25 protein-coding genes are annotated in these 23,118 nt (G+C 50.5%); 22 read left to right on the top strand and 3 right to left on the bottom strand.

Features of this window, described 5'->3' with window-relative positions; all coding sequences use genetic code 11:
- Positions 1-147 precede the first annotated feature (147 nt).
- From L6442_RS09570 to L6442_RS09580, 3 genes are read left to right on the top strand one after another with little or no spacing between them, the layout of a single operon-like run.
- Positions 148-879 carry a response regulator transcription factor gene (locus L6442_RS09570; protein WP_212978650.1) on the top strand — a complete coding sequence of 244 codons (732 nt, stop codon included), beginning with the start codon at positions 148-150 and terminating at the stop codon, positions 877-879.
- A complete protein-coding gene (locus L6442_RS09575) occupies positions 876-2,366 on the top strand; it encodes a HAMP domain-containing sensor histidine kinase (protein ID WP_212978649.1) in 1,491 nt (496 codons plus the stop codon). Before L6442_RS09570 ends, L6442_RS09575 begins: the two co-directional genes overlap by 4 nt.
- 1 nt (position 2,367) lies before the next feature.
- Positions 2,368-3,444 (top strand): LolA family protein, encoded by a 1,077-nt coding sequence (locus L6442_RS09580; RefSeq protein WP_212978648.1) that lies wholly within the window; start codon positions 2,368-2,370, stop codon positions 3,442-3,444.
- Positions 3,445-3,601: 157 nt separating this feature from the next.
- On the opposite strand, the gene sigK is transcribed toward L6442_RS09580, so the two are convergent.
- Positions 3,602-4,300 carry an RNA polymerase sporulation sigma factor SigK gene (gene sigK / locus L6442_RS09585; protein WP_194232819.1) on the bottom strand — a complete coding sequence of 233 codons (699 nt, stop codon included), beginning with the start codon at positions 4,298-4,300 and terminating at the stop codon, positions 3,602-3,604.
- A 299-nt stretch (positions 4,301-4,599) separates the two neighbouring features.
- On the opposite strand from sigK, the gene L6442_RS09590 reads away from it, so the two are divergent.
- The 4 genes from L6442_RS09590 (at position 4,600) to L6442_RS09605 (ending at position 8,409) form a co-directional block, all read left to right on the top strand.
- Positions 4,600-5,568, top strand: coding sequence for a metallophosphoesterase family protein (locus L6442_RS09590; RefSeq protein ID WP_212978647.1), 969 nt, complete (start codon positions 4,600-4,602; stop codon positions 5,566-5,568).
- A gap of 51 nt (positions 5,569-5,619) precedes the next feature.
- Positions 5,620-6,582 (top strand): ABC transporter permease, encoded by a 963-nt coding sequence (locus L6442_RS09595; RefSeq protein ID WP_212978646.1) that lies wholly within the window; start codon positions 5,620-5,622, stop codon positions 6,580-6,582.
- Between the two features lie 159 nt (positions 6,583-6,741).
- Positions 6,742-7,422 (top strand): DUF4097 family beta strand repeat-containing protein, encoded by a 681-nt coding sequence (locus L6442_RS09600; RefSeq protein ID WP_212978645.1) that lies wholly within the window; start codon positions 6,742-6,744, stop codon positions 7,420-7,422.
- A gap of 162 nt (positions 7,423-7,584) precedes the next feature.
- Positions 7,585-8,409 carry an SDR family NAD(P)-dependent oxidoreductase gene (locus L6442_RS09605; protein ID WP_212978644.1) on the top strand — a complete coding sequence of 275 codons (825 nt, stop codon included), beginning with the start codon at positions 7,585-7,587 and terminating at the stop codon, positions 8,407-8,409.
- Positions 8,410-8,480: 71 nt separating this feature from the next.
- Here the strand turns inward: L6442_RS09605 and L6442_RS09610 are convergent, their stop codons facing one another.
- Complete coding sequence (locus tag L6442_RS09610; protein ID WP_194232815.1) at positions 8,481-8,840, bottom strand: LytTR family transcriptional regulator DNA-binding domain-containing protein; 360 nt, start codon at positions 8,838-8,840, stop codon at positions 8,481-8,483.
- A 317-nt stretch (positions 8,841-9,157) separates the two neighbouring features.
- Positions 9,158-10,231, bottom strand: a complete 1,074-nt coding sequence (locus tag L6442_RS09615) for a M42 family metallopeptidase (protein WP_212978643.1) — start codon at positions 10,229-10,231, stop codon at positions 9,158-9,160.
- Positions 10,232-10,358: 127 nt separating this feature from the next.
- On the opposite strand from L6442_RS09615, the gene L6442_RS09620 reads away from it, so the two are divergent.
- From L6442_RS09620 to L6442_RS09690, 15 genes are all read left to right on the top strand, one after another.
- Positions 10,359-10,511: a hypothetical protein gene (locus L6442_RS09620; protein ID WP_212978642.1), complete on the top strand. Its 153-nt coding sequence runs from the start codon at positions 10,359-10,361 to the stop codon at positions 10,509-10,511.
- Positions 10,512-10,700: 189 nt separating this feature from the next.
- Positions 10,701-11,204: a stage V sporulation protein AC gene (gene spoVAC / locus L6442_RS09625; protein ID WP_212978641.1), complete on the top strand. Its 504-nt coding sequence runs from the start codon at positions 10,701-10,703 to the stop codon at positions 11,202-11,204.
- Positions 11,201-12,214: a stage V sporulation protein AD gene (spoVAD, locus tag L6442_RS09630; protein WP_212978640.1), complete on the top strand. Its 1,014-nt coding sequence runs from the start codon at positions 11,201-11,203 to the stop codon at positions 12,212-12,214. Before spoVAC ends, spoVAD begins: the two co-directional genes overlap by 4 nt.
- A gap of 2 nt (positions 12,215-12,216) precedes the next feature.
- The gene (spoVAE, locus tag L6442_RS09635; protein WP_194232811.1) at positions 12,217-12,567 is read left to right on the top strand and encodes a stage V sporulation protein AE; all 351 of its coding nucleotides are present in this window, start codon (positions 12,217-12,219) and stop codon (positions 12,565-12,567) included.
- A gap of 401 nt (positions 12,568-12,968) precedes the next feature.
- Positions 12,969-13,925 carry an AAA family ATPase gene (locus tag L6442_RS09640; protein WP_212978639.1) on the top strand — a complete coding sequence of 319 codons (957 nt, stop codon included), beginning with the start codon at positions 12,969-12,971 and terminating at the stop codon, positions 13,923-13,925.
- 5 nt (positions 13,926-13,930) lie between these two features.
- Positions 13,931-15,172, top strand: coding sequence for a DUF58 domain-containing protein (locus tag L6442_RS09645; protein WP_212978638.1), 1,242 nt, complete (start codon positions 13,931-13,933; stop codon positions 15,170-15,172).
- On the top strand, positions 15,169-17,403 hold the full coding sequence (locus tag L6442_RS09650; RefSeq protein ID WP_212978637.1) for a DUF4129 domain-containing transglutaminase family protein: 2,235 nt from the start codon (positions 15,169-15,171) through the stop codon (positions 17,401-17,403). The genes L6442_RS09645 and L6442_RS09650 overlap by 4 nt, the downstream gene beginning before the upstream one ends.
- A 407-nt stretch (positions 17,404-17,810) precedes the next feature.
- Entirely contained in the window at positions 17,811-18,338 is a 528-nt protein-coding gene (locus L6442_RS09655) for a YqeG family HAD IIIA-type phosphatase (protein WP_194232807.1), read from the top strand.
- On the top strand, positions 18,335-19,462 hold the full coding sequence (yqeH, locus tag L6442_RS09660) for a ribosome biogenesis GTPase YqeH (protein WP_194232806.1): 1,128 nt from the start codon (positions 18,335-18,337) through the stop codon (positions 19,460-19,462). Before L6442_RS09655 ends, yqeH begins: the two co-directional genes overlap by 4 nt.
- Before the next feature lie 26 nt (positions 19,463-19,488).
- Entirely contained in the window at positions 19,489-20,352 is an 864-nt protein-coding gene (aroE, locus tag L6442_RS09665; RefSeq protein ID WP_212978636.1) for a shikimate dehydrogenase, read from the top strand.
- A gap of 53 nt (positions 20,353-20,405) precedes the next feature.
- Entirely contained in the window at positions 20,406-20,696 is a 291-nt protein-coding gene (yhbY, locus tag L6442_RS09670) for a ribosome assembly RNA-binding protein YhbY (RefSeq protein ID WP_194232804.1), read from the top strand.
- A 15-nt stretch (positions 20,697-20,711) separates the two neighbouring features.
- Positions 20,712-21,314, top strand: coding sequence for a nicotinate-nucleotide adenylyltransferase (gene nadD / locus L6442_RS09675; RefSeq protein ID WP_194232803.1), 603 nt, complete (start codon positions 20,712-20,714; stop codon positions 21,312-21,314).
- Positions 21,286-21,864: a bis(5'-nucleosyl)-tetraphosphatase (symmetrical) YqeK gene (yqeK, locus tag L6442_RS09680; RefSeq protein WP_194232802.1), complete on the top strand. Its 579-nt coding sequence runs from the start codon at positions 21,286-21,288 to the stop codon at positions 21,862-21,864. The genes nadD and yqeK overlap by 29 nt, the downstream gene beginning before the upstream one ends.
- The gene (rsfS, locus tag L6442_RS09685) at positions 21,861-22,208 is read left to right on the top strand and encodes a ribosome silencing factor (RefSeq protein ID WP_194232801.1); all 348 of its coding nucleotides are present in this window, start codon (positions 21,861-21,863) and stop codon (positions 22,206-22,208) included. Before yqeK ends, rsfS begins: the two co-directional genes overlap by 4 nt.
- Positions 22,205-23,104, top strand: coding sequence for a CvfB family protein (locus tag L6442_RS09690; protein WP_212978635.1), 900 nt, complete (start codon positions 22,205-22,207; stop codon positions 23,102-23,104). Before rsfS ends, L6442_RS09690 begins: the two co-directional genes overlap by 4 nt.
- The last annotated feature ends 14 nt before the right edge of the window (positions 23,105-23,118 follow it).

Here is a 23,118-nt window from a genome sequence, read left to right on the forward strand (position 1 = left end):
ACCTCTTTTTTTGCTAAGATAACAGAGAGCATGTTTATCGCATCAGCAATAGGCATGATGAAATGGATTCATTTATAAAGTATTTATTAACTTTCAGAGCAGCGAAGTTTCGCTCGTTATAATAAGCATCAAGGAGAGGGATACACCATGGGGATACTGCCTAATCAGGCGAAAGCCAAAATATTGATCGTCGAAGATGATCCGCAAATCGCGCGCATTGTTTTGGATCATTTGCGGCGGGAAGATTTTGAGTGTACATGGGCTTCCACCGGCCTTGAAGGTTGGGAGGAGTTCCGCCGGATGAAGCCGGATCTCGCTGTCGTGGATATTATGCTGCCGGAGATGGACGGTTTCGATCTATGCCGGAATATCCGTCTCGCCAGCGACGTGCCGCTTTTACTGATGAGCGCGAAGCAGGAGGACCAGGCGAAGGTAGAAGGGCTTGAGCTCGGAGCGGATGATTACATCACAAAACCGTTCAGTTTGACCGAAATGACGGCACGCATTAAATCGCATTTACGCAGATTCCGGCGTTATCAACATCCGGATCACGTGAACAAAGAGCAAGTCTGGAGCTATGAAGGCGGACTGACGCTGGACATCGCGAAACGGCAAGCTGTTATGGAAGGAAGAACCCTAGAACTGACCTCAAAGGAATGGTCGCTCCTGCATTTGCTTGCCGCTCATCCGGAACGTTTATTTACTAAAAAAGAGCTGTATGAGCATGTCTGGCAGCAAACGGACGCCGAAGGCAACAATACGGTGACCGTACATATCAAATCGCTGCGCGGCAAGCTGAAGGAAGATCCGCGCGATCCGCGCCTGATTCAAACCGTATGGGGCAGCGGATACCGCTTTATCGGAGTCAAGCTGCCATGAAGATGAAAACATGGGTTTTGCTGAGTTACCTGGTTGTCATGCTCCTTCCCCTTGTGGCCCTATATGGTTTGTACCTGATCCTGAACAGTTTTTATGAACGGCAGAACGTCTCGGAAACCATCACGGCATCCAAAGAAATGACGGCGATTGAAGAGAAGCTTGAGAATACCCGATGGTACCGCGTTCAGCCGAGAAGCAATTATGCTCCAATCGAGTCGCTTACGGGTCCGTCCGTCTGGATAGATTTATACCGCAGTGACGGATTTAAGCTTTATTCTTCTACGGATAAGGATGTATTCGGCTACATGATCAAAAGAGACATGGAAAGCTTGTATGCGGGGCTTTATGATCGAAAAGAAACAAACAGAACCTTTTCTATCAAAAAACCGGTATTTGCGGACGGCCAGGTCATCGGATTTTACGAAATAACTTTAGCCCGGAAAAAATGGACGGAAGGGGTGCGCAACCGCACTTTCATAATCGGAGCTTTGCTTCTGTTGTTTCTTGCCGCTTTGTATGTGGCGATTGCGTTTCTTCTGAATCGTAAGCTGGGCAGACCGCTCGGGTTATTAATTCGCAGAATGCAGGCATTTGCCAAAAACGAACCGCTCCCGGAAGCCAGGTATACCGCCGGAGGAGAGATTGGCGAAGCGCTGCAGCAATTTGACCGGATGCGACACCAGATCGAAGAGGCAAGGCAGGAAGTAGAGCGGCAGCAGCAGGCTAATAATTTTATGGTAGCTTCTCTCTCGCATGATCTGAAAACGCCTTTAACTTCCATCCGTGCTTATGCAGAGGCTCTGGCCGATCCTGCCAGGCTCGAGAAACAAGAGCGGGCCGAATATGAAACGGTGCTGCTTGCAAAGGTGGGTCAAATGCAGCAGATGATCGATGATCTGGCCGTATATACCTCGCTTCGTTCTTCCAGCCTGCCTGCCGAGCCGGTAGTGGTCGAAAGTGAAGAGTTTTTCGATATGCTGCTGTCCGGGTATGAGGCTTTAACAGGAGAAAACGGATTAAACCTGACGACCTCCGTCCGGTTGACCGGCTGCTGCAGCGTTGAACCGAAACAAATGACAAGGCTGATGGACAACCTGATGAGCAATGCGGTGAAATACGCGTGTTCCGGGGGGGTGGTCTGGGCTTCGGCGCAGGATTCGGATCTTGATTTGCCGGCATGGATTTTTCCGGAGGTCAAACCCGGAATCAAGCGCCCGGATGAACCCGAAATTTGGCTGCTCGTTCAGAACGAAGGCCCGGTTCCGGGACCCGAACAACTGCGGCTTTTGCATGAACCATTTTACCAAGCCGATACCGCCCGTACGTTAAAAAGAGATAAAACAAGCTCGGGCCTTGGGCTGAGCATCGTGGATATGATTGCCAGACGGCATGGGGGAAGCCTCGAGCTGCATGCTGATCCTGACCGGGGAATGCTTGCCTTATGCCGCTTGCCCAAACTTGCCCAAAATAAAAGGGAGATGAAATAAAATGATGAAAAGAACTTTGATATTATGCGCAACTTTGCTTATGACCGTCGTTGCCAGCGGATGTACACCAGGCGATAAATTGTCGCCGGATGAGCTGATCTCAAAAGTGGTTGCCGCCGATCCCCAGGTTGCTCCTTATGAGGTCGAAGGTAAGGTGCGGTATTATGAAGATAATAAATTAACCGAGGACAGCACGTATTCAGCCCTGTATGATCCTGCAAATGGCCGGGTACGGTATGAATCAAAGGCGAAGGGCGAAGTCACGATTTCCGTTAATGACGGTAAACAGATCACTTTTTACCAAACCGCAAAAAAAACAGCAACGATTGGAAGTGCGCCGAAACTGGGTATCTCTGGAGATCATTCTTTGAAAGGCCCGACCCTTAAAATGATAGAAGCGGTCCGGAAAACGCATGATTTGGAGACGCTGCCCAACGAAAAGGTTGCCGGCCGGGATACCTATCATATCCGCATGACGCCAAAAACAGAAGGTACGTTGTATGGCAAGCAGGAGCTGTGGATCGACACCAAGACCTGGAGCGAGCTCAAAGCAATCGTGGAAAACGGGAACTCCAGATTCGAGAGCGAAGTCACGCATCTTAACGATTCACCCGTCATTTCGGACGACAGCTTCAAGCTTAAGCTGCCTTCGGATGTGAAAGTAACACGGATGGAAGATCTTGCCGCGAGCAAAAAAATTACGCTTCAGGAAGCGGTGAAGGCGGTAGGAAAGTCTTTTAATTATTGGAATCGGGAGGACATGAAGCTTGACAGCATCGAGCTTGATGAGCTCAAGGGGAAGATTAACCGCAGCGAAATCACCTTGAATTACATGAAGGATGGCGTTGCATACGTCAGTCTGAGTATTTTCCCGGCGCCTTCCACCAAAGACAAGAACTTCGGCATGATTGACGTCAAATCGATCGAAGTCCGCGGACATAAGGGAATTTATGACGAAAATATACGCTTCATCATCTGGGATGAAGACGGACTGAGATATTCACTGCAGCTAGCACATCCGGATTTGAAGCTTGACGAAGCTTTGAAGCTTACTGCGGCGATGCAACCTGCGAAATAATGTTCAACAAGCCGCCCGGCTTCGGGCGGCTTGTTCTTTAAGCAGCACTAACTCATTGTTTTCGGGCTTTGCCGCTGCCGACTTGCCTAACTGCAAGTGCCTGCTTATTTTTAGCCCATTTAAATGTGCCCCCGCTCAAGGCGGGATACTGCTAATTCTATTGCTTGGATTTATAAAACTCATGATACAATTTCATTAACGCCCGTTTTTCGATGCGTGATACATAGCTGCGGCTAATGCCAAGCTCTTTGGCAATCTCCCGCTGCGTCCGTTCTTCGCCGCCGTGCTCCAGCCCGAACCTGCCCTTAATCACCTCTTGCTCACGGTCATCCAGGATGTCGAGATTGCGGTAAATTTTGCTTTTTTCGATTTTCAGCTGCACCATATCCGCCACGTCATCGTTTTCGCTGCCCAGGATATCTATCAATGTAATTTCATTGCCCTCTTTGTCAGTCCCGATCGGATCATGAAGCGAGACATCTTTCCTTGTTTTCTTCAAAGATCTCAAGTGCATTAAAATTTCATTTTCTATGCATCTCGCCGCGAAGGTGGCCAGCTTGGTTCCTTTGTTGGGCTGGAAGCTTTCAATCGCTTTGATAAGGCCGATGGTTCCAATGGAGATCAGATCCTCCAAATCTTCGCCGGTGTTGTCGAATTTTTTGACGATATGGGCTACAAGCCGCAGATTATGCTCTATAAGCATATTACGGCTAACCGGATCGCCCTCTGCCATACGCTGGAGATGCATCGTTTCTTCTTTTTCGGTCAATGGCTGTGGAAAAGCGTTGTTTTTCACATAAGAAACGAGCAATGTCAACTGCTTGATAAACAATGCGATGGTCGAAAACAATTCCATTTTGTATCAGGCACCTCCCATGTCAATGAGCCGAAGGGGAAGAGCCCGCTCCAGCACACAGTGAAGCTCAGTTCTACATTGTATGTGGGCAAAGGCCTATGTGTGCCTGTTTTAGGCAAGAAAAAAATGGCATAGAGATGATAAGTTAGACTGGATGTTTGTTCCTTCTATGCCGTATCATGGAGATGGGGAAAATCAAAATCCAATGAAAGCGTCTCCTTTGCAGATGCGGAAATAAAAGCGGATGAAATGCGGATTTTGTAAAAACATGCAAAACAATGGGGGGGCTAGGCGAAAAGATGGGGACAAGCTTAAAATTCAGGGAAGACGGCACGTTTATTATCGTACAGTTCACGGATGTCGAATTTATCGATGAATATGATTTCGACCCCGAATCACCCAAAATGGATGAAGAGACGCGGCGTATGATGGAAATGGTCATACGGGAAGAACAGCCCGATCTGATCGTATTTACCGGTGACGTCATTGCCAGCGCCAGAACTAAAGATCCTATCGGATCCTTCCGCAGGGCCGTGTCGGTCGCGGAGGATAACGGTGTTCCGTGGGCTGCTGTATTTGGCAACCATGATTCGGAAGGAGAGGTGCCGAGATCAAAGCTGCATGAAGTTCAGCTGGAACACGCATATTGCGTGGCAAAAGCCGATCCGCCGGGAGTGAGCGGCAGCGGCAACTTTGTGGTGACGGTCATGAACGAGCGGAATGAAGCGGCAGCGGCGTTATATTTTCTCGATAGCGGGGATTATTCACCGTTCGGGGGATATGATTGGATTCATCGGGACCAGATCGAATGGTATGCTTCCGAGTCGGGGAACCTGACGCGGCAAAACGGCGGGAACCCGTTGCCTGCGTTAGCCTTCTTTCATATTCCTCTCCCGGAATACAACGAGGCGTGGGATCGCCATGTTTGCTACGGACACCGGCTGGACGGAACCTGCTGCACCCCGACCGTCAATTCCGGATTTTTCGCAGCGATGCTGGAAATGGGGGATGTAATGGGCACATTTGTAGGCCATGATCATGCCAATGATTTCTGGAGCACGCTCCATGGCATCCGTCTCTGCTACGGCCGCGCAGCCAAATATGTCAGCTATGTTGATGGCAAACGCAGCGATTATTTTCCGACAGGGGCGCGGGTGATCCGTTTAAAGGCAGGCGAGCGTGAGTTTGACACATGGATCCGGGAAAATGACGGGACCGTCGTTTATGAGCAGCCGGAACACCTGCCGGAGTATGGCGGGAAAAGGTAATCGCGGCCGGCCTCGTAACCCCAACTCAAAGTGAAACGGAGGGAGTAGCTGGTGTGGAAATATATTTTGAACCGTACGCTGCAATCCATAGTTGTATTGTTAATTGTATCTTCAGTTGCATTTTCTCTGATGCATTTGATGCCCGGGAACCCGTGGACAAGATTTGGAATGACGGAGCAGCAGTTACAGGCAGTAGAAGAAATGAAGCAGCTGCACGGATTTGATTTGCCGATATATCAACAATATATCCGCTGGCTGGCAGGCCTTTCGCAAGGTTATTTGGGACTTAGCTATGATTTTGTACCGATTGACAGCTTTATCTGGGATTTTGCGCGAAATAGCTTGATTTTACTCGGGACGGCATGGTTGATTTCGCTGATGATTGCCATCCCATGGGGAATACATAACAGCTTGAAGCCGGGCGGCGTTTCCGACAGATTGGCCACGCTCCTCGGACTTATCGGTTTTAGCATACCTGCCTTTGTGCTTGGGTACTGGCTGCAGCAGCTGTTTGCAATGAGGCTGTTGTGGCTGCCGCCGAGCAGTATGCATACCCCTTCGAAAGCCGGCGATATTTTTGACTTGATTCAGCATATGGTTCTTCCCGTTGCAACGCTAACCTTGGGCATGTTGGCGTATTATCTAAAGTTTATCCGTAACGGAATGCTCGAAGTTTTGGAATCCCCTTACTTGATCACAGCCAGAGCCAAGGGGGCATCCGAAAGAAGAGTCATTTACCGCCATGCTCTGAAAAATACCCTTATTCCGATCATTACGTTGATTGCAATTGATATTCCCGCACTCATCGGTGGATCGGCCGTTGTAGAAAATGTCTTTCATTGGGAAGGACTTGGCTTTTTAATGTTGACCTCGGCTTTGCAACGGGATTTACCGGTTTTAATCGCCATCATATTGATTTTATCCATTTTTATTATTGCCGCTAATTGGTTGGCTGATGTTCTCTATACCCTCGTCGATCCACGCGTTCGATTAACTGGAAAAAAACGATCGTAAAATATTTAGTAAAAGGCTTTTCTGGTCATTCAAGCAGAAGATTTGGATGGCCTCCTCATTTTTCAGTCTTCAGACCGAGTGAAATTCCATTCCGGCGGTTGATTTCTTAACCGTCCCATGAGGATATGATGGGAATATAATATTTAGGAGGTTGTTCCCATGAACCGGATGAATCCCGTTACCCAGATTACCCGCGAATTCGCTGCCGGAAATATAGTTCAATTAAAAATGGATATTCAGGTTTTAGGAAATGTGAGGATTTATTTCGATGCCGGGGAGACGTGTTCGGTTTCTGCGTGCGGGGACCCGCACCTAATGCCCGACATTATGGAATACATGGACGATACGTTGTTTATATCGGCTAAAAATCTGAAGACTTATCTTACCAAAGGGCAAAGGGAAAAGCTGTTGCTTGAGATCCATGTGCCCGAACAGACCAAACTTTCGCTTAACTTCTTAGCTGGCGTCGTTATCTTGGAAGGAGGAACAGGCCAAGTAAAAATAAAGGGCTGGTCAGGAGAAGTAAGCGGCCGGACATATTCGCAGGATGTTCATATCAAACTTCACTGCGGCGATGTCTCACTGAGAGGACTCCCGGGAAAAGCGCGGATTGAAATCGGTCTGGGCAGCGCCTCTTTAGGCTGGGCCGAGCTTGGGGGAAGGGAAGATATCGATATCAGCTGCCGTTTTGGAGGCGTTGATTTGCTCTTGCCTCCGGAGTCATCCGAGAAACAGGAAGAGGGAGGAATTCTCAAAAAGTTTCGGATGCAGAATCGCATAGGGTCTAGATTGAAAGCGCGTGTTGGATTTGGTGGATTGGATGTCCTGGAAAAGCAATGAAGTGCATCAGTGATAAGCGGTTCTGATAAAAATACCATATTTGACTTTTTCTTCTTTTTAGGGTTTGATCAGTATATAGCATCCTTTGAATAAGCTGAACACTATCTGAATTTTAAAGCAGAAGATTTTTTCGGATACCAAGCAGTTAAAAGGAGGCCTACCATGCATAATCAAACTCAAGCCGATCCGCCCAAAAAGACCGCGCTCGTTACGGGAGGAAGCCGGGGAATCGGGCGCGGCATCGCGCTTGCGCTGGCTGAAGCCGGCTATGAAATCATGATCACCCATTATCGTGACGATGTTATGGCAGAACGAACGGCTGAAGAAATCGCCCGTTTGTCGGGCAGGGTATGTACGGTGCGCGAAGGCGATTTGCGGGAAGCGGAGGAAGCCGTAGGAACTGTCGCAGAGGCGATAAGGGCGATGGGGCAAATCGATGTGCTTATTAACAATGCGGGGATCGGCATGTATTCCTCTATCACCGAGCTTCCGCTTGCGCATCTGGATGATACCATGAACCTGAATTTCCGCGCCCCCATGCTGTTGATGCGAGAGGCATCGAAAGATATGATAGAAGCCGGGCGCGGCGGCAATATTATCAATATCGTATCCACGCATGCGGAGCGGGCCTATCCGGGCGATGCCGTATATGGCGGACTCAAAGCCGCGTTAAAGCGGGCTACGGAATCGGTGGCTCTGGATTTGTCGCCATACGGCATTCGGGTTAATTGCATTGCTCCCGGCGGGATTCTCGTGCGGGAACGCGAGCCGTTTCATGACCAGATCGGCGCCAAGATTCCGCTCGGAAGGGTCGGCATTCCTGAAGATATTGCCCAGGCGGCGCTCTGGCTTGTATCCGACCATGCCTCATACATTACCGGCATTACGGTCCGGATTGACGGCGGACTGATCCTGCCGGGCATGCCGGAAGATGGAGAAAGTACATGGGGCTTCCGGAAGGTTCAGCCTTTTACAGTGAATTCATGAGCGGGAAAACGAACAAACGGCAGGATCCGGTTCAGGCCGGATTACTGCCGCTTCTTGTGAAAATGAAGTCTTCAGATCGTCTGCTTGGGTGACGGATTATCGGGCGTGCGCTGCATGCGGCGTTTGATCTGTTCCAACGTCCGTCTGGATACCGTAATCGTGCGGGGATAAGCGAATTCATCCCTAAAATGAAGGGTATTGCCATCGATATTTGTAATTCTATTCACATTCACGAAAAGATTAAGCGCCGCGCGGACGAAATTGGGCTGCGCTTTGAGCGAAGCCAGTTCAGCGGAGGAAAGTCTCTTTTTTATAATATAGTTCCTGCCGTGAAAGATAACCTGCTCATGACTGCCCGTTTTGAAGAAAAAAGCATCGGTGACAGGGTCGAAACTTTGATATTCATATACCACCTTATCGTTTTGGTTCATCTTGCAAAAGCCCCCTTTTAGAAGATGATTTCCGTTAGCGCTTTCATTTTAACATAATTTTGTACTGTATATCATATTTTTTTGTGAAATTTATCAATTTTTTTGTAAGCTTGGACAAAAATGAAATGTAATTCAGCTATTTGATCGGATAATAAAAGTATTGCTAGGGGAAAAACAGCCTGCGAATCCAGGTATATCGGAATTCGCAGGCTGTTTGTTAAGAATTTACAAGTTTTTTGGGGTCCCCGCAAAGTATTTGGATTAAGCATCGAGCATAGGCTCCACTTTGGGGTTATTTTAAGCAGCGGTTTCGGAAATCAGACATTTTCCAAAATCGTGTTCAGCGTCGTCCGGTCAAGACCTTTAACAAGCTTGATCAGCAGCTCTTTGGCCGCATCGTAATCATCCGTGTGAATGATCGAAGACGAGGTATGAATGTAACGGGAGCAAATTCCGATCACGGTCGACGGTACGCCGATACCGCTCAGATGAACTTGTCCGGCATCGGTTCCGCCCTGGGATACGAAATACTGATATTTGATCTTATGGGTGTCGGCCGTATCCTGAACGTATTCAACAAGTCCGCGGTGGGTCAACATCGACGGGTCAAAAATGCGGAGCAGCACGCCTTGCCCGATATGGCCGAAGGAGCCTTTGTCTCCGGTCATGTCGTTAGCCGCGCTCGCATCGAGAGCGAAAAAGATGTCGGGCTGAATCAGGTTGGCTGCGGTCCGGGCGCCGCGCAAACCCAGCTCTTCCTGAACGGTGGCGCCGCAGTATAAAATATTCGGAAGTTTTTCCTTGTGAACCGCTTCAAGCAGTTCCACGGCCAGGCCGACACCGTAACGGTTGTCCCACGCTTTGGCCATAATTTTCTTCGGATTGGCGAGCGGCGTAAAGTCGCAAATCGGTACGATTTGCTGTCCTGGCCGAATGCCGAAAGATTCCGCATCCTCGCGGTTATCCGCGCCTACATCCAAATACATCGTTTTGATGTCAACAGGTTTGTTGCGTTGCGATTCATCGAGCAGATGCGTAGGAATGGAGCCAACCACGCCGATGACCGGACCTTGAGGCGTAATAATTTTCAGGCGCTGCGCCAGAACGGCTTGGCTCCACCATCCTCCGAGCGGCTGAAAGCGAATCATGCCGGTGTCGGAGATGCCTGTCACCATAAAACCGACCTCGTCAAAATGGCCGGCAACCATAACTTTAGGTCCTTGCTCATCACCCCGGAGCACACCGAAGAGGCTGCCGAGACGGTCCTGGACAAACTCATTCGTATATGGAGTTATCAATTCCTTTACATAATTGCGAAGTTCTTTTTCAAAGCCCGAAGCTGCGGGGAATTCCGTCAGCTTGCGGAACAGGTCCATTGTTTTTTGTTCCATGCTTTAATACGTCTCCTTTGCCGTTTCATTTCATCGTTTCGGTTTTATCACACCGCATTTGATGTTATCCATCCTATAGTATGAACGCCTTAAGTCGGATTGTCCATGATCCTGGGGGGGACGCACATTGTTTTTTTTTTCGAATACGATATATGTGGATGAACGTCCAGATCAGGTGCAGAAAGGAGCATCAACCATGGAGTTCATGCATGCCAACAGAGAAATGATTTTGGTTATCGTGCTGTTTATTTTTCTTCTTATCGTACTGCTGTGTTTTTGAACGGGGAGTGGCGGCAATCGTTTTTCCCGCGGGCATTCCATTAAACAGCTGCCGAAGCAAAGATGCTATGGCGGCTGTTTGCCGTGAACGAACGACTCTTTTATACATCATAATTTTGCAAAAAAACCACATAACAATCCATTGCAAGACAAATAATGAAAAAGGAAAGAAGAAGAGGAGGTGCTGGCATTGCCTGCAGGCGCAAAAAATAAGGGGGGACATTTCAGCCTGGACTCCCTGACGCACACGGAATATCAAGAGATTGCACAAAAGCATGAGCCGCCGCGCAGCATTTTCAAAAACTGCTTGTTGGCCTTTTTGTTCGGCGGCGGCATCTGCCTGCTCGGACAAGCTATTCAGCAAGGTTTCGTAGCCTGGTTCGATATGACGGTGAAGGAAGCCGCTAGTCCGACAGTTGCCGTGCTTATTATTATTTCCGTTATTTTGACCAGCTGTGGCGTATACGACAAAATCGCACAGATCGCGGGCGCTGGTACAGCAGTCCCGGTGACCGGGTTCGCCAACTCGATGTGCTCGGCAGCTTTGGAGCATAAAGCTGAAGGCTACGTGCTTGGGGTGGGTGCGAACATGTTTAAGCTGGCCGGATCCGTGATCGTTTTCGGCACCGTGGCAGCCTTTTTCGTCGGACTGGTGTACGCCGTCTTCGGGCTTGAGGGAGTGCATCATCCATGAGATTAAATGGCCAGACCTGGGAATTCACCTCGAAACCCGTCATCCTGTCTGCGGCGGCGGTGGTGGGTCCCGAAGAAGGCCAAGGGCCGCTTTCCACCGATTTTGACTATGTGTACGATAATATCGATATCAACGAAAAAACATGGGAGAAAGCTGAGCGCAGGCTTTTGGAGCAGGCGTCCCAGCTGGCTGTAGTCAAGGCGGAGCTCACCAAGGATCAGATCCAATTTTATGTGGGCGGGGATCTGATGAACCAAATCATCAGCAGTACCTTTGCAGCCAGAACGCTGGGGGTTCCTTACTTGGGGGTTTTCGGAGCTTGCTCGACATCGATGGAAAGCCTTGCGCTCGCCGCGCTTCTCGTGGATACAGGGGCAGCGGAGCGTGTTCTGGCCGGAACGGCCAGCCATAACTGCACGGCTGAAAAGCAGTTCCGTTATCCGACGGAATACGGCGCGCAGAAGCCGCCAACAGCGCAGTATACCGTGACGGGCGCGGGCTGCAGCGTTGTCGGCAAGAATGGAAAGGGGCCGGTCATTGCCAGGGCCACGATTGGCAGAGTCATGGATCTGGGGATCAAAGACCCGCTTAATATGGGCGCCGCGATGGCTCCGGCTGCAGCGGATACTATTGCCGCACATTTTCGCGATACAGGGCTTACCCCCGGGTATTATGACCTGGTTATTACCGGCGATCTGGCTTCCGTAGGCCTGCCTATTGCCAAAGAGCTGTTGCAAAAGGCGGGGGTTCATATGAATGGGACGGAGTTTACCGACTGCGGTTTGCTCATATACGATCTTCAGAATCAAACCTACGTGAAAGCGGGCGGAAGCGGCTGCGGCTGCTCGGCTGTCGTTACTTACGGACATTTGCTGAAAAAACTGATTCATAAAGAACTAAAAAAGGTGCTTGTCGTGGCAACGGGGGCGCTGCTTTCTCCGCTTTCGTACCAACAGGGGGAAAGTATTCCCTGCATCGCCCATGCGGTAGCACTGGAAATGGAGGATTAGACATGCAGTTTTTATGGGCATTTATCATTGGCGGGTTAATTTGCGTGATCGGGCAAATCATGATGGATGTGTTCAAACTGACCCCGGCGCATACGATGAGCACGCTGGTTGTGGCAGGTGCGGTGGCGGACGGTTTTGGCTTATACGATCCCCTTGTGAAATTTGCCGGAGCCGGAGCATCGGTACCGATAACTAGTTTCGGTAGTTCCCTTGTTCACGGAGCGCTGCAGGAGCTTAAAAGGGACGGGTGGATCGGGATCGTCACCGGGATTTTCGAAGTAACCAGCGCGGGGATATCGGCGGCAATCATCTTCTCCTTTTTGGCCGCTTTGCTTGTCCGTCCACGTGGGTAAGCCAAAACATTCCAGCATGCGGCAGAATCAGCGGGGCTGTCCAAAGGCAAAGATTTATGCCTGGGGAGAGCCTCTTTTGCATGAGCAAAAGCTGCAGCTGGTTCCCGATTTTTTTACAGAGAGAATCTGTTGAGGTATACTACGAATTTAGGAGTCTTGCACAATGTACTTCGCACGAATAAATCATGTACAATGTAAGATATATGTTTCTTAAGATCTCAGGAAGCATAAACTTCCGGGAAGAGCATCCTGATACCGCAGGAAAAGCATCCCCTAAACGAGTCTGTCTTCTTACAGAGTCGGCGATGAACGTTTTTCATATCTCAAAATTTAACATTCATATTTTTGGTAAGCGATTCCAATTTATATGAAAATAGCATGTTACAAGGAGGCAAGGATCTATGCCCGTAAGCAGCGAATCCCTGCAAACCGTTTCAGCCATAAGAACCAATCTTGAATCCTGCATTTTAGGCAAAAGCTTTGAAATCCAGCTACTGCTTACAGCACTTCTTGCAGAAGGGCATATCCTGATCGAAGACGTGCCAGGTACAGGCAAAACCCAAATGATCAAAGCGCTGGCCAAGTCCATGAACGGCGATTACCGCCGGGTTCAGTGCAATCCTGATATTCTTCCGAGCGATATAACGGGCGTATCCGTATTCCATCCGCGCGAAGAACGTTTCTTTTTCCGTCCGGGTCCGGTTATGACCAATATTTTGCTGGCGGATGAAATCAACCGCGCCACGACAAAAACGCAATCGGCGCTGCTTGAAGTGATGGAAGAACGGAATGTGACGGTGGATGGAGAGACATACGAGCTGCCCAAGCCTTTTATGCTTTGCGCCACCCAGAATCCGATTGATTTCGAGGGAACCTATATGCTTCCGGAAGCCCAGCTAGACCGTTTCATGATGAAGATCAGCATGGGTTACCCTGACGCCGCAACCGAGAGAAACCTTCTCCGGCAGCACAAAACGGGGCAGCCCGTCGACCAGCTCCAACCTGTGGCGAATATGCATCAGATTGCGGAAATGCAGAAAGAAATCCGGAATATTTTCATCGATGACGCCGTAACCGACTATTTGCTGAAAATCGTTCGCGCGACCAGGCAGCATCCGGCCGTTCTTCTTGGAGCCAGCCCGCGTGCATCCCTGTCTCTGATGATGGCCGGCAAGGCTTACGCGTTTATTCAGCAGCGGGACTATGTGCTGCCAGATGATATCAAAATACTTTCTCCGTATGTTCTATCACACCGGATCGTTATGCGGCCGGAATCCCGGCTGGATAACGTGAATGCGGAGTCCGTCGTTAAGAATATTTTGCAGCAGGTTCATGTGCCTGTAGCTCTGGAGCGCTAAAGACCATGGTAACGCTGCCGAAGACAATCAAATCGATGCTGCAAAATCCCCGCTTTTGGGCTGTGCTTGCAGTGTGGACTGTCGGCCTGCTGTTCGTTTTGTTTCAAGGAGGCAAAACAGCATTGATGCTGCTTATGATGATCAGCGTTCTGGCCGTTTATTTGTTAGCCGGCGGACTGGGAGGCATCCGGCGCGTCCGCGGCGAGCGCAGTCTCTCGGCTTCGCTGGAGCAAGCAGAAGCGCTGCGTGCAGGGGAGCAGGTGAAGGTGAACCTGCGTTTTTCCGTACCTGGATTTCTTCCGATGCCATACGTCATTATCCGTGAGGTTATGAAACGGCATAACGGTGAGACATGGTCGTTTGAGGAAAGCGTGGTCCCCGATTTGCGAGGCAGCGGCGAAATTATGTTCCAAACGCCGCCGCTAGAACGCGGGAGATACTTTTTTACTAAAACGGAATGCGTAACGGAAGATATTTTCGGGTTCGTCGAACATAAAGGAACTTTCCATGTCCCCGGGCAGTTTAGGGTATTACCGCGAACGATCCCGATTCCCGGCTGGAAGATCATCGATAAAAATTCACGCTTAGCGGGCCCGCAGAGGGTAGCCGCTTCGCGCAGGGAAACAACGCAAATCAACGGTGTCAGAGATTATGTCTACGGGGACCGGATCTCGCGGATCCACTGGAATGCGACAGCCAGAACGGGTTCCTGGAAGTCCAAGGAGTTCGAGTATGACTCCATACCCAAAATCATGATCGTCCTCGACGCCATATCGGGGCATTATTCCTCGGACAAGCAATTTGAACTGGCTGTTTCGACCGCAGCCTCGCTGATCAATTATGCTTCGCGCGAACGGCTGTGCATTGGGCTCGCGACTGTGGGGGAACAACTCAAGCTGTTTGCCCCGAGCGAAAACTACAATGATCGCGAGCGGATGATGCATCATCTGGTCGATGTGACGGCGGACGGCTTTGGTGATTTGCTGCCGAAGCTGGAGAAGGGCGGGAGCTTCATTCCTTCCGGCTGCTTGTTTGTCCTGGTTAGCCCGGGAAGCGGCAGCAATACGCTGGAGCTGCTGCGATGGGCCGATATGCGCGGATATACCCCCTCTCATATTTTGGTGGGAACATCCGGCAATCATGATAAGCAGGCCTGGGTTTCCATGCTGAAGGCACGCGGGACTTTCAGCTGCGCGGTTAAGGATCTGCATGAATTGCCGGCAGCTTTGGGAGGAGGAATGCCATGAAGACCTGGTTTTCTTATTTTAGAAATTCGCTTTTTTATTCGTTATCCATTTTCTGGATTTGGATTATGGGTCTGCAGTGGATTTCTTTTATGGATTTTACGTGGTACGAAGAGACGAAAGCAATCGCTTTGTTTGTCATCACTTTAGTCACCGTATGTGAGATCGTGCTGCCAATCAAACGCGTCTACCGGATGATTCTGGAGGGCGCTGCCGTCTTTTACATCATATATAGGGAACTCCTCAATTATTGGGTTTATACGCCTTCGGGGGCAATGGCAAACCGCATTCAGCAATATATTGAAAATCTTTCACCTTATATTTGGATCGCTTTAGGAGCCTGGTTTCTCATGCTGATTAGCCCCCTTCTTGTCAGCACGAAGCGCAGGATCCTCCTCTTTTCAGGGATGAATGTGATCGCTTTTTGCATTTTTGATTCTTTCACGCCGATCGATCTGTGGCGCGAGGTTGCCTGGACGGTTTTTGCGGCACTCGGTTGGCTCGTAAGCGAGCATCTCCGCCGCTTTCAATCGCGGTTCCCGGCAGGTTGGAGGAGGCTGCGGAAATATCCGCTTAAAATTTTGATTCATGCCGCTGTCTTGTTTACCGTTATTTTCGTAGCCGGCGTCAATATGCCGACGGTATCGCCGGTATTGACCGATCCATACACCGCTTGGGTGGGGGGCTCGGGAGGCACCTTCTCCAATGGTGCGGATGTAAGCGGCGAATTGAAGTCTGCCAAACCAGCCAGCACTTCCGGATACAGCCGTAATGACAATCATTTGGGCGCAGGGTTTGATTTTGACTATTCGCCCGTCATGTCGGTGAAATCCGACCAGCGCAGTTACTGGCGTGGTGAAAGCAGAAAGGTATACTCCGGAAGCGGCTGGTCCGACTCCGGAGGCGGCGATCTCAAAGAAGTGGATGCGGGTTCTGTGCTGCATAGCAGCGATCCCCCTGCGGCGGGAGGATCGGAAACGCTGGAGCAGACTGTTACCATGCTGAACGATAACGTATATCCTGTTCTGTTCGGTGCTTTTCATGTAACTGAAATCAAGGAGATTGATAATGCGGAGGGGGGCAGCCTTTTATGGGATCAAAGCCAATCCGCACTGCGCTGGAATGCTGATCCCAAGCATCCGCAGTACCCGAAGACATATACGGTCGTGTCGGAGCTTCCCGTCATTCCGGAAGACGAGATCCGCGGCAAAACGTTCAAAGATTTGTACGGCAAAGGCAAACATGATGTGGACGAAGAATATTTGCAAATCCCTAAGGATTTCCCGGAGCGCACGCGCAAGCTGGCTGAACAAGTGACTTCCACTGCAAAAACGCCGTATGAAAAAATAGGATTGCTGCAAAACTACTTAATAAATAACTTCAAATATACAAACTCGCCAGATCTCTCCAAAAAAAACAGCAGTGATTTCGTTGACAGCTTCCTTTTTGAAGTGAAGGAGGGCTACTGCGATTATTTCTCGACATCGATGGTGATGATGGCCAGGTCGCTGAATATTCCGGCCCGTTGGGTTAAGGGCTATGCGCCGGGCCAACAGCAAATGGAACCTGATGCGATGCAGCAATTAGGCGGAAATGCACCTGATTCAGACACATACACCATCACCAACGCAGATGCCCACTCTTGGGCCGAAGTCTATTTTGGGCAGTATGGCTGGGTGCCCGTCGAGGCTACGCCGGGCTTCAATATGCCGCTGCTGACCCATCAGGGAGACAGCGAGCCCGTCACTGTACCGGAAGTGGAAGAGGAGCCGCAGCCGGAAGAGCAGACGAAAAGTCCGGTTATGGATGCAGGGAGTAAGGAGTTTAGTCTTTCCCGCGCGGCTGTGGGCTGGATTACGGCTCTTTGCGTTACTGCGCTAGCGGCATACGCTCTGTGGTATTACCGGATTCCTTTACGGTTCCTTCTTGTCGGGGTCCGGAAGGGGCAAAAGCTGACTGCCGACCAAAAAGTAATCGTCATGACAGAACGGTGGCTGCGTGTAATGAAGCGCAAGCGCATTTACCGAAGTCCGCATGAAACGCTGCGTGAATCGGTGGGCAGATGGAACCGGGAGCGGCCGGCCCTTGCTCCTTCCCTGAATGCGCTGCTCATGCTGTTCGAAAAAGCAAGGTACAGTCCCGCATCCATATCGGAAGCCGAATGGAGAACCGTATACGCCCACAGCCGAGAGCTGCGGGCAGCCTTGAAACATGGGGATGATCAGGCGGCATAACCCGTGATCTTGCCCGGCGCCTTTCGGCCCGGGCGTTTTTTTCAGATTGGGGGTCCCCGCAAAGTATTTGGAATAAGTATCGAAGCATAGGCCTCACTTTGTGGGGTTATGTTGGGGGGGCCCCGCAAAGGAATCGGAATAAGCTCCAAAGGCCACATGTCACTCCGTACTTTTGCTTCGCAAAAGCGCCCTCTGTTGAGAGGCGTCGGACATCTTTCCGATACTATTTGCGGGGGTATTTTAGTTCCTGATAAGGGGGCCGGGCAGTTGATGAATACCGGAATTTCCGGAACCCCGAATCCATGAATATGGCGACTGAATTCTATGGAATGATATTGCTGGACGTTCTTTTACTAACCACGTAGATTATGGTATAGTTTGTCCTATGAAACTGAGGTGACAACAATTTGCTCGAAAAGTTAATCCCTAAATTAAGGGTGGATACAGTATTTGATATCGATTTGGAAGGCTTGTATGCCAAGGGTTACAGAGGAATAATCACCGATCTGGACAATACGCTGGTCGGAGCGAAAGAGCCGCTGGCGACGCCGGAACTGCTGACTTGGTTCGAGCGGGTCAAGCAAATCGGTTTCAAGCTGGTTATCGTATCAAATAACAGCATGGAACGCGTAAAGAATTTTGCCACGCCGCTTGATCTCAAGTTTGTGCACCAGGCACGCAAGCCGAGGAACGCCCCCTTTCGAAAAGCCATGAGCATGCTGGGACTGAGCGGCCAAGAAACGATTGTCGTTGGCGATCAAATGATGACCGATGTGTATGGAGGCAACCGCATGGGTCTTTTTACAGTGCTCGTACTTCCGATTTCGATAGCGGATGAAGGCTGGGGGACGAGGATCAACCGCCGCCTCGAAAAAATAGCACTGAAACGCTTGCGTAAAAAAGGATTATGGCTTGAGGAGGAAAAACATCAGTGAAAGACCCGATTGAAGGACAAGGCGTCCTCAAATGCAGCGGCTGCGGCATCGAGCTGCAGGTGTCGAATCCCGATTTGCCGGGGTACGTCCCGGAACAATCGCTCGGCAATAACCCGGTGGTATGCCGGCGGTGCTTCCGAATTAAAAACTATAATGAGGCTTCTTCCGTGACGGTAGACCAGGATGAATTCCTGCGGCTTTTAAGCCAAATCGGCGGCAAGAAAGCGCTCGTCATTCATATTGTCGATTTGTTTGATTTCGACGGCAGCTTGATTTCGGGACTGCAGCGATTCGTAGGCAACAACCCCGTCATCCTCGCCGTCAACAAAATCGACCTTCTGCCGAAAGTGACGAACTGGAACAAAGTGATCAACTGGGTTCAGAAGCAATGCAAGGAGCAGGGACTCAAAACCGAGGAGATCATCCTGTGCAGCGCGAAGAAAAATCAAGGTTTCGATCGCCTGCTGGATGCAGTGGCCGAGCGCCGAGGCAGCCGCGACGTTTATGTAGTGGGAGCAACCAATGTGGGCAAATCGACCCTGATCAACCGGCTAATCCGCGATTACAGCGACCTGGAACAGGAACTGACGGTATCCCGTTATCCAGGCACGACACTGGATATGGTCAGCATCCCTCTGGATGACGGCCATTTCATAATCGATACCCCGGGCATCGTTTACCCATGGCGTTATAGTGAGATGGTTGACCGCAAGGATTTGGGGGCGATCATGCCGGAAAATCCGCTGAAGCCGATGGTTTATCAGCTTAATGAAGGCCAAACGCTATTCTTCGGAGGGATGGCCCGCTTTGATTTTATCCAGGGAGAGCGGCAATCCTTTACCTGCTTTGTCAGCAGCAGATTGAAGATTCACCGGACCAAGCTGGAGAAGGCGGATAGCTTATTTGAAGAGCATGCGGGCACATTGCTGTCGCCGCCGAATACTGAAGATCTGGGCAAGCTCCCGGAGTGGACCAGACATGAGATTCGGGTTCCCAAAGGCGCCAAGCTGGATCTGTTTATTTCCGGCCTCGGTTGGGTCAAGGTGAACAGCGATCAAGGCGCTTTAACGGCCATCCATGCGCCTAAAGGCGTCAAAGTGGTGTCCAGACCCTGTTTGATCTGATGTAAGCTTGGGAGAGGCGGGATACAATGGTAAATACGGAATTGCTTGCAGCGACAGGGGCGCTGCTGCTTGGTGTGATCGGCGATCCGATCGCCCATTCCAAATCGCCAGTTATGCACCAGGCGGCATTATCGGCACTGGGACTGCCTGGAGCCTATGTTCCGATGCATGTCAAGCGTGGACGGGCAGAGGGAGCTATCACCGCAATCAAGGCTCTTGGCTTTCGGGGGATCAATGTGACGATCCCTCACAAAGTGGATGTAATCCCCTTTCTGGATCATCTGGATGAGACGGCCTTACGAATCGGCGCAGTCAATACGATCGTAAATGATCATGGCATTCTGACCGGGTATAATACGGATGGCATCGGTTACGTTCGTTCGCTGAAAGAAGAGGCAGTGCCTGATCTCCAGGGGAAAAGGATCATGGTGCTGGGGGCTGGCGGTGCTGCGCGGGGCATTGTATATGCATTGGCGCTGGAAAAACCGGACCGGATTGTCATTGCCAACCGCACGGCCGACAAGGCGGAGGCGCTGGCAGCAGAATGGAAGGATCTGGCGGACATTCGCGGAATATCCATGGAGGAACTGCCGGCATATCTTATAGAAACCGACATTCTAATCAATACGACTTCGGTCGGCATGCATCCGCTTATGGCCGATACGCCGGTAGCGGTTGGTTTGATTCCCGAGGGAATCGTGGTCAGCGATCTGATCTATAATCCGCTGCAGACGAAATTGCTGACGGAGAGCAAACAGAAGGGCTGCACGATTCACGGCGGGTTGGGAATGTTCGTGAATCAAGGCGCCTACGCATTGGAATACTGGACCGGCCTGCCGGCCCCGGTAGCCGCGATGAGAAACGCCGTGCTGAATGATATGGGAAAATGATTCCTTTCCTTTCGGGAATAAGGAAAACAATTGAATATTAAGGAGAAGTATACATGTTAACGGGTAAGCAAAAACGCTATCTTAGATCCCTTGCACATCATTTGGACCCGATTTTCCAAATCGGAAAAGGCGGGACCAATGAACAGCTTGTAAGGCATATTAACGAAGCGATTGAAAAAAGGGAACTTATAAAAGTCAGCGTGCTGAACAACTGCCTTGACGATAAACATGAAATGGCCGAAGAGCTTGCGGAAAAAGCCAAGGCTGAGTTGGTGCAGGTGATCGGGAACACGATTATTTTGTATAAGGAATCCAAAGATCATAAACAAATAGAATTGCCATAAGCGGGAGGTTTCACCATGAAGGTAGGCATCATGGGCGGCACCTTCGATCCGATTCATATCGGCCATTTGCTGGCCGCTGAAGCGGCAAGGGATTCGTTCGGGCTTGACGAAGTCTGGTTCATGCCAAGCCATATCCCGCCCCACAAGGAACAGGCCGGAGCATCGGGAGAGGACCGGCTCGGCATGGTGGCCGAAGCGATTTCGGACCACCCCTGTTTCCGAACGCTTGACATTGAGATCAGAAGAGGCGGCGTTTCCTACACCATTGATACGGTGAAGGAAATTCGCGGCTCTTTTGAAGATATAGAGTTTCATTTTATTATCGGCGCTGATATGGTGAATTATCTCCCCAAATGGGAGGGGATTGAGGAACTTGTTAATCTTATGAGCTTTATCGGCGTGGGACGACCAGGGTCAACATTAAATCTCGCGGCGTTGCCGCCTTATTTACATGGTAAGGTGCTGCTTGCCGACATGCCCCAGGTCGATATTTCATCGACGGAAATCAGGGAAAGGCTGGCGACAGGCCATTCGATCCGCTATATGGTAACGGACAGCGTCTATGACTATATCAGAAGGAGAGGATTGTATGGAATTCAGCCGGGAAGAACTGATTAAATCGGTTTCGGAGCAAATGCCGGCCATGCGCTGGCAGCATACGCAGGGTGTGATGCAAACGGCGGTTAAGCTTGCCGAGAAATACGGGGCTGATCCGGCGAAGGCTGAGCGGGCCGCGATTTTGCATGATGTTGCCAAATATTGGCCCGTCAAAAAGATGGAAGCCATGATCCGGGATAACGGCTTGTCCCAGGATCTGCTGCTTTACGATAAAGCGCTTTGGCATGCGGAAGTGGGAGCTTTTGTCGCCAAACAAGATTATGGTGTTGAGGACCAGGAAATACTGGATGCGATCAGGTATCATACGTCGGGGCGAACCTCGATGACGCTGCTGGATAAGGTGGTATGTCTGGCGGATTACATTGAACCCGGAAGGGATTTTCCAGGGGTGAATAATATCCGGGAACTGGCCAACCATAGCCTTGAAGAGGGACTGGTTGCAGGCTTTGATTCCACCATCAGCTTGCTCGTGTCGCGGCGGCAAATTATTTTCCCGATGACGGTCCTTGCCCGTAATGATCTTATAAAACAGTTGGAGGCGAATTCATGACCCTTACATCAGAAGAATTGTTAAATCTGGCAGTCGCAGCTGCCGAAGATAAAAAAGCAATGAACATCGTAGCGCTGGATTTGAAAGGCGTTTCGCTGATTGCGGATTATTTTATCATATGCCACGGGAATTCGGATGTTCAGGTTCAGTCCATCACCACGGAAATCCGCAAACGCGTGCATGAAGCGGGTTCGGAAGTCCGCGGGATCGAAGGTATGAACTCTGCCCGTTGGGTGCTTATCGATTTGGGGGATGTCATCGTGCATGTCTTCCACCGGGATGAGCGCGAGTATTACAACATCGAACGACTGTGGTCGGACGCCAAGGTTGTGGAAACGGTATGAATCCGGTCGCAGGTACGATACAGACATATGAAGTCATGCGCGAAGTATCCCCTTACGGGTATTTCCTGGATGCGGATGGACAGGATGTCCTGCTGCACTACTCAGAACTTACGCGCGAGATCAAGCCGGGCGATCAGGTAGAGGTGTTTATCTTTTACGATACCGAAGACCGGCTGGCAGCCACGATGAAAAAACCTTACCTCACGTTGGGCGAGATGGCCAAGCTGGTTGTTGCCGATGTTCATCCGCGGCTTGGATGCTTTCTGGAGATGGGGCTTGGGCGTCAGCTTTTGCTGCCGGTGCGCGAGCTGCCTGAGATGAAAGAGCTTCGTCCGCAGGTAGGGGATTCGGTGTTTGTCATTATGGAGCATGACAAGCAGGGACGTCTGCGCGCCAAACTGGCGGGGGAGCAGGAGCTGTCCCAGCATGCTTTCAGAGCCCCTGAAACATGGCTGAACCAATGGTTTAAAGCCACGGTGTACAGACCGCTGCAGATGGGAACGTTTGTAGTCCTGGACGGCGGAGTGGTTGGGCTTGGCGTTATCGGGATGATTCATTCCTCGGAACGTGTGCGATTATTGAGGCTTGGCGAGGAAGTCGAAGTCCGCGTCGCCCATATTCGTGAGGACGGGCGCGTCAATCTGTCGATGGCCCAGCGGAAGGAAGTAGGCCGCGATCTGGACTCGGAACGGATTCTGTCCTTCCTGAAAGAGCGTCCAACAGGCGATATGCCGTATTCGGACGCAACGCCTCCGGATATTATCAAGCAGCGTTTCGGCATCAGCAAATCGGCCTTTAAACGGGCTTTGGGCAAGCTGATGAAGGAAGGTCTCGTGACTCAAAAGGAAAATTGGACGTATTTGGTCAAACGGGATGCTGATGGGCAGGATAGTTAAACCTGAAAGAGAAA

Origin of the sequence: Paenibacillus azoreducens (assembly GCF_021654775.1) — a bacterium.
Classification (GTDB): Bacteria; Bacillota; Bacilli; order Paenibacillales; family Paenibacillaceae; genus Paenibacillus_AQ; species Paenibacillus_AQ azoreducens.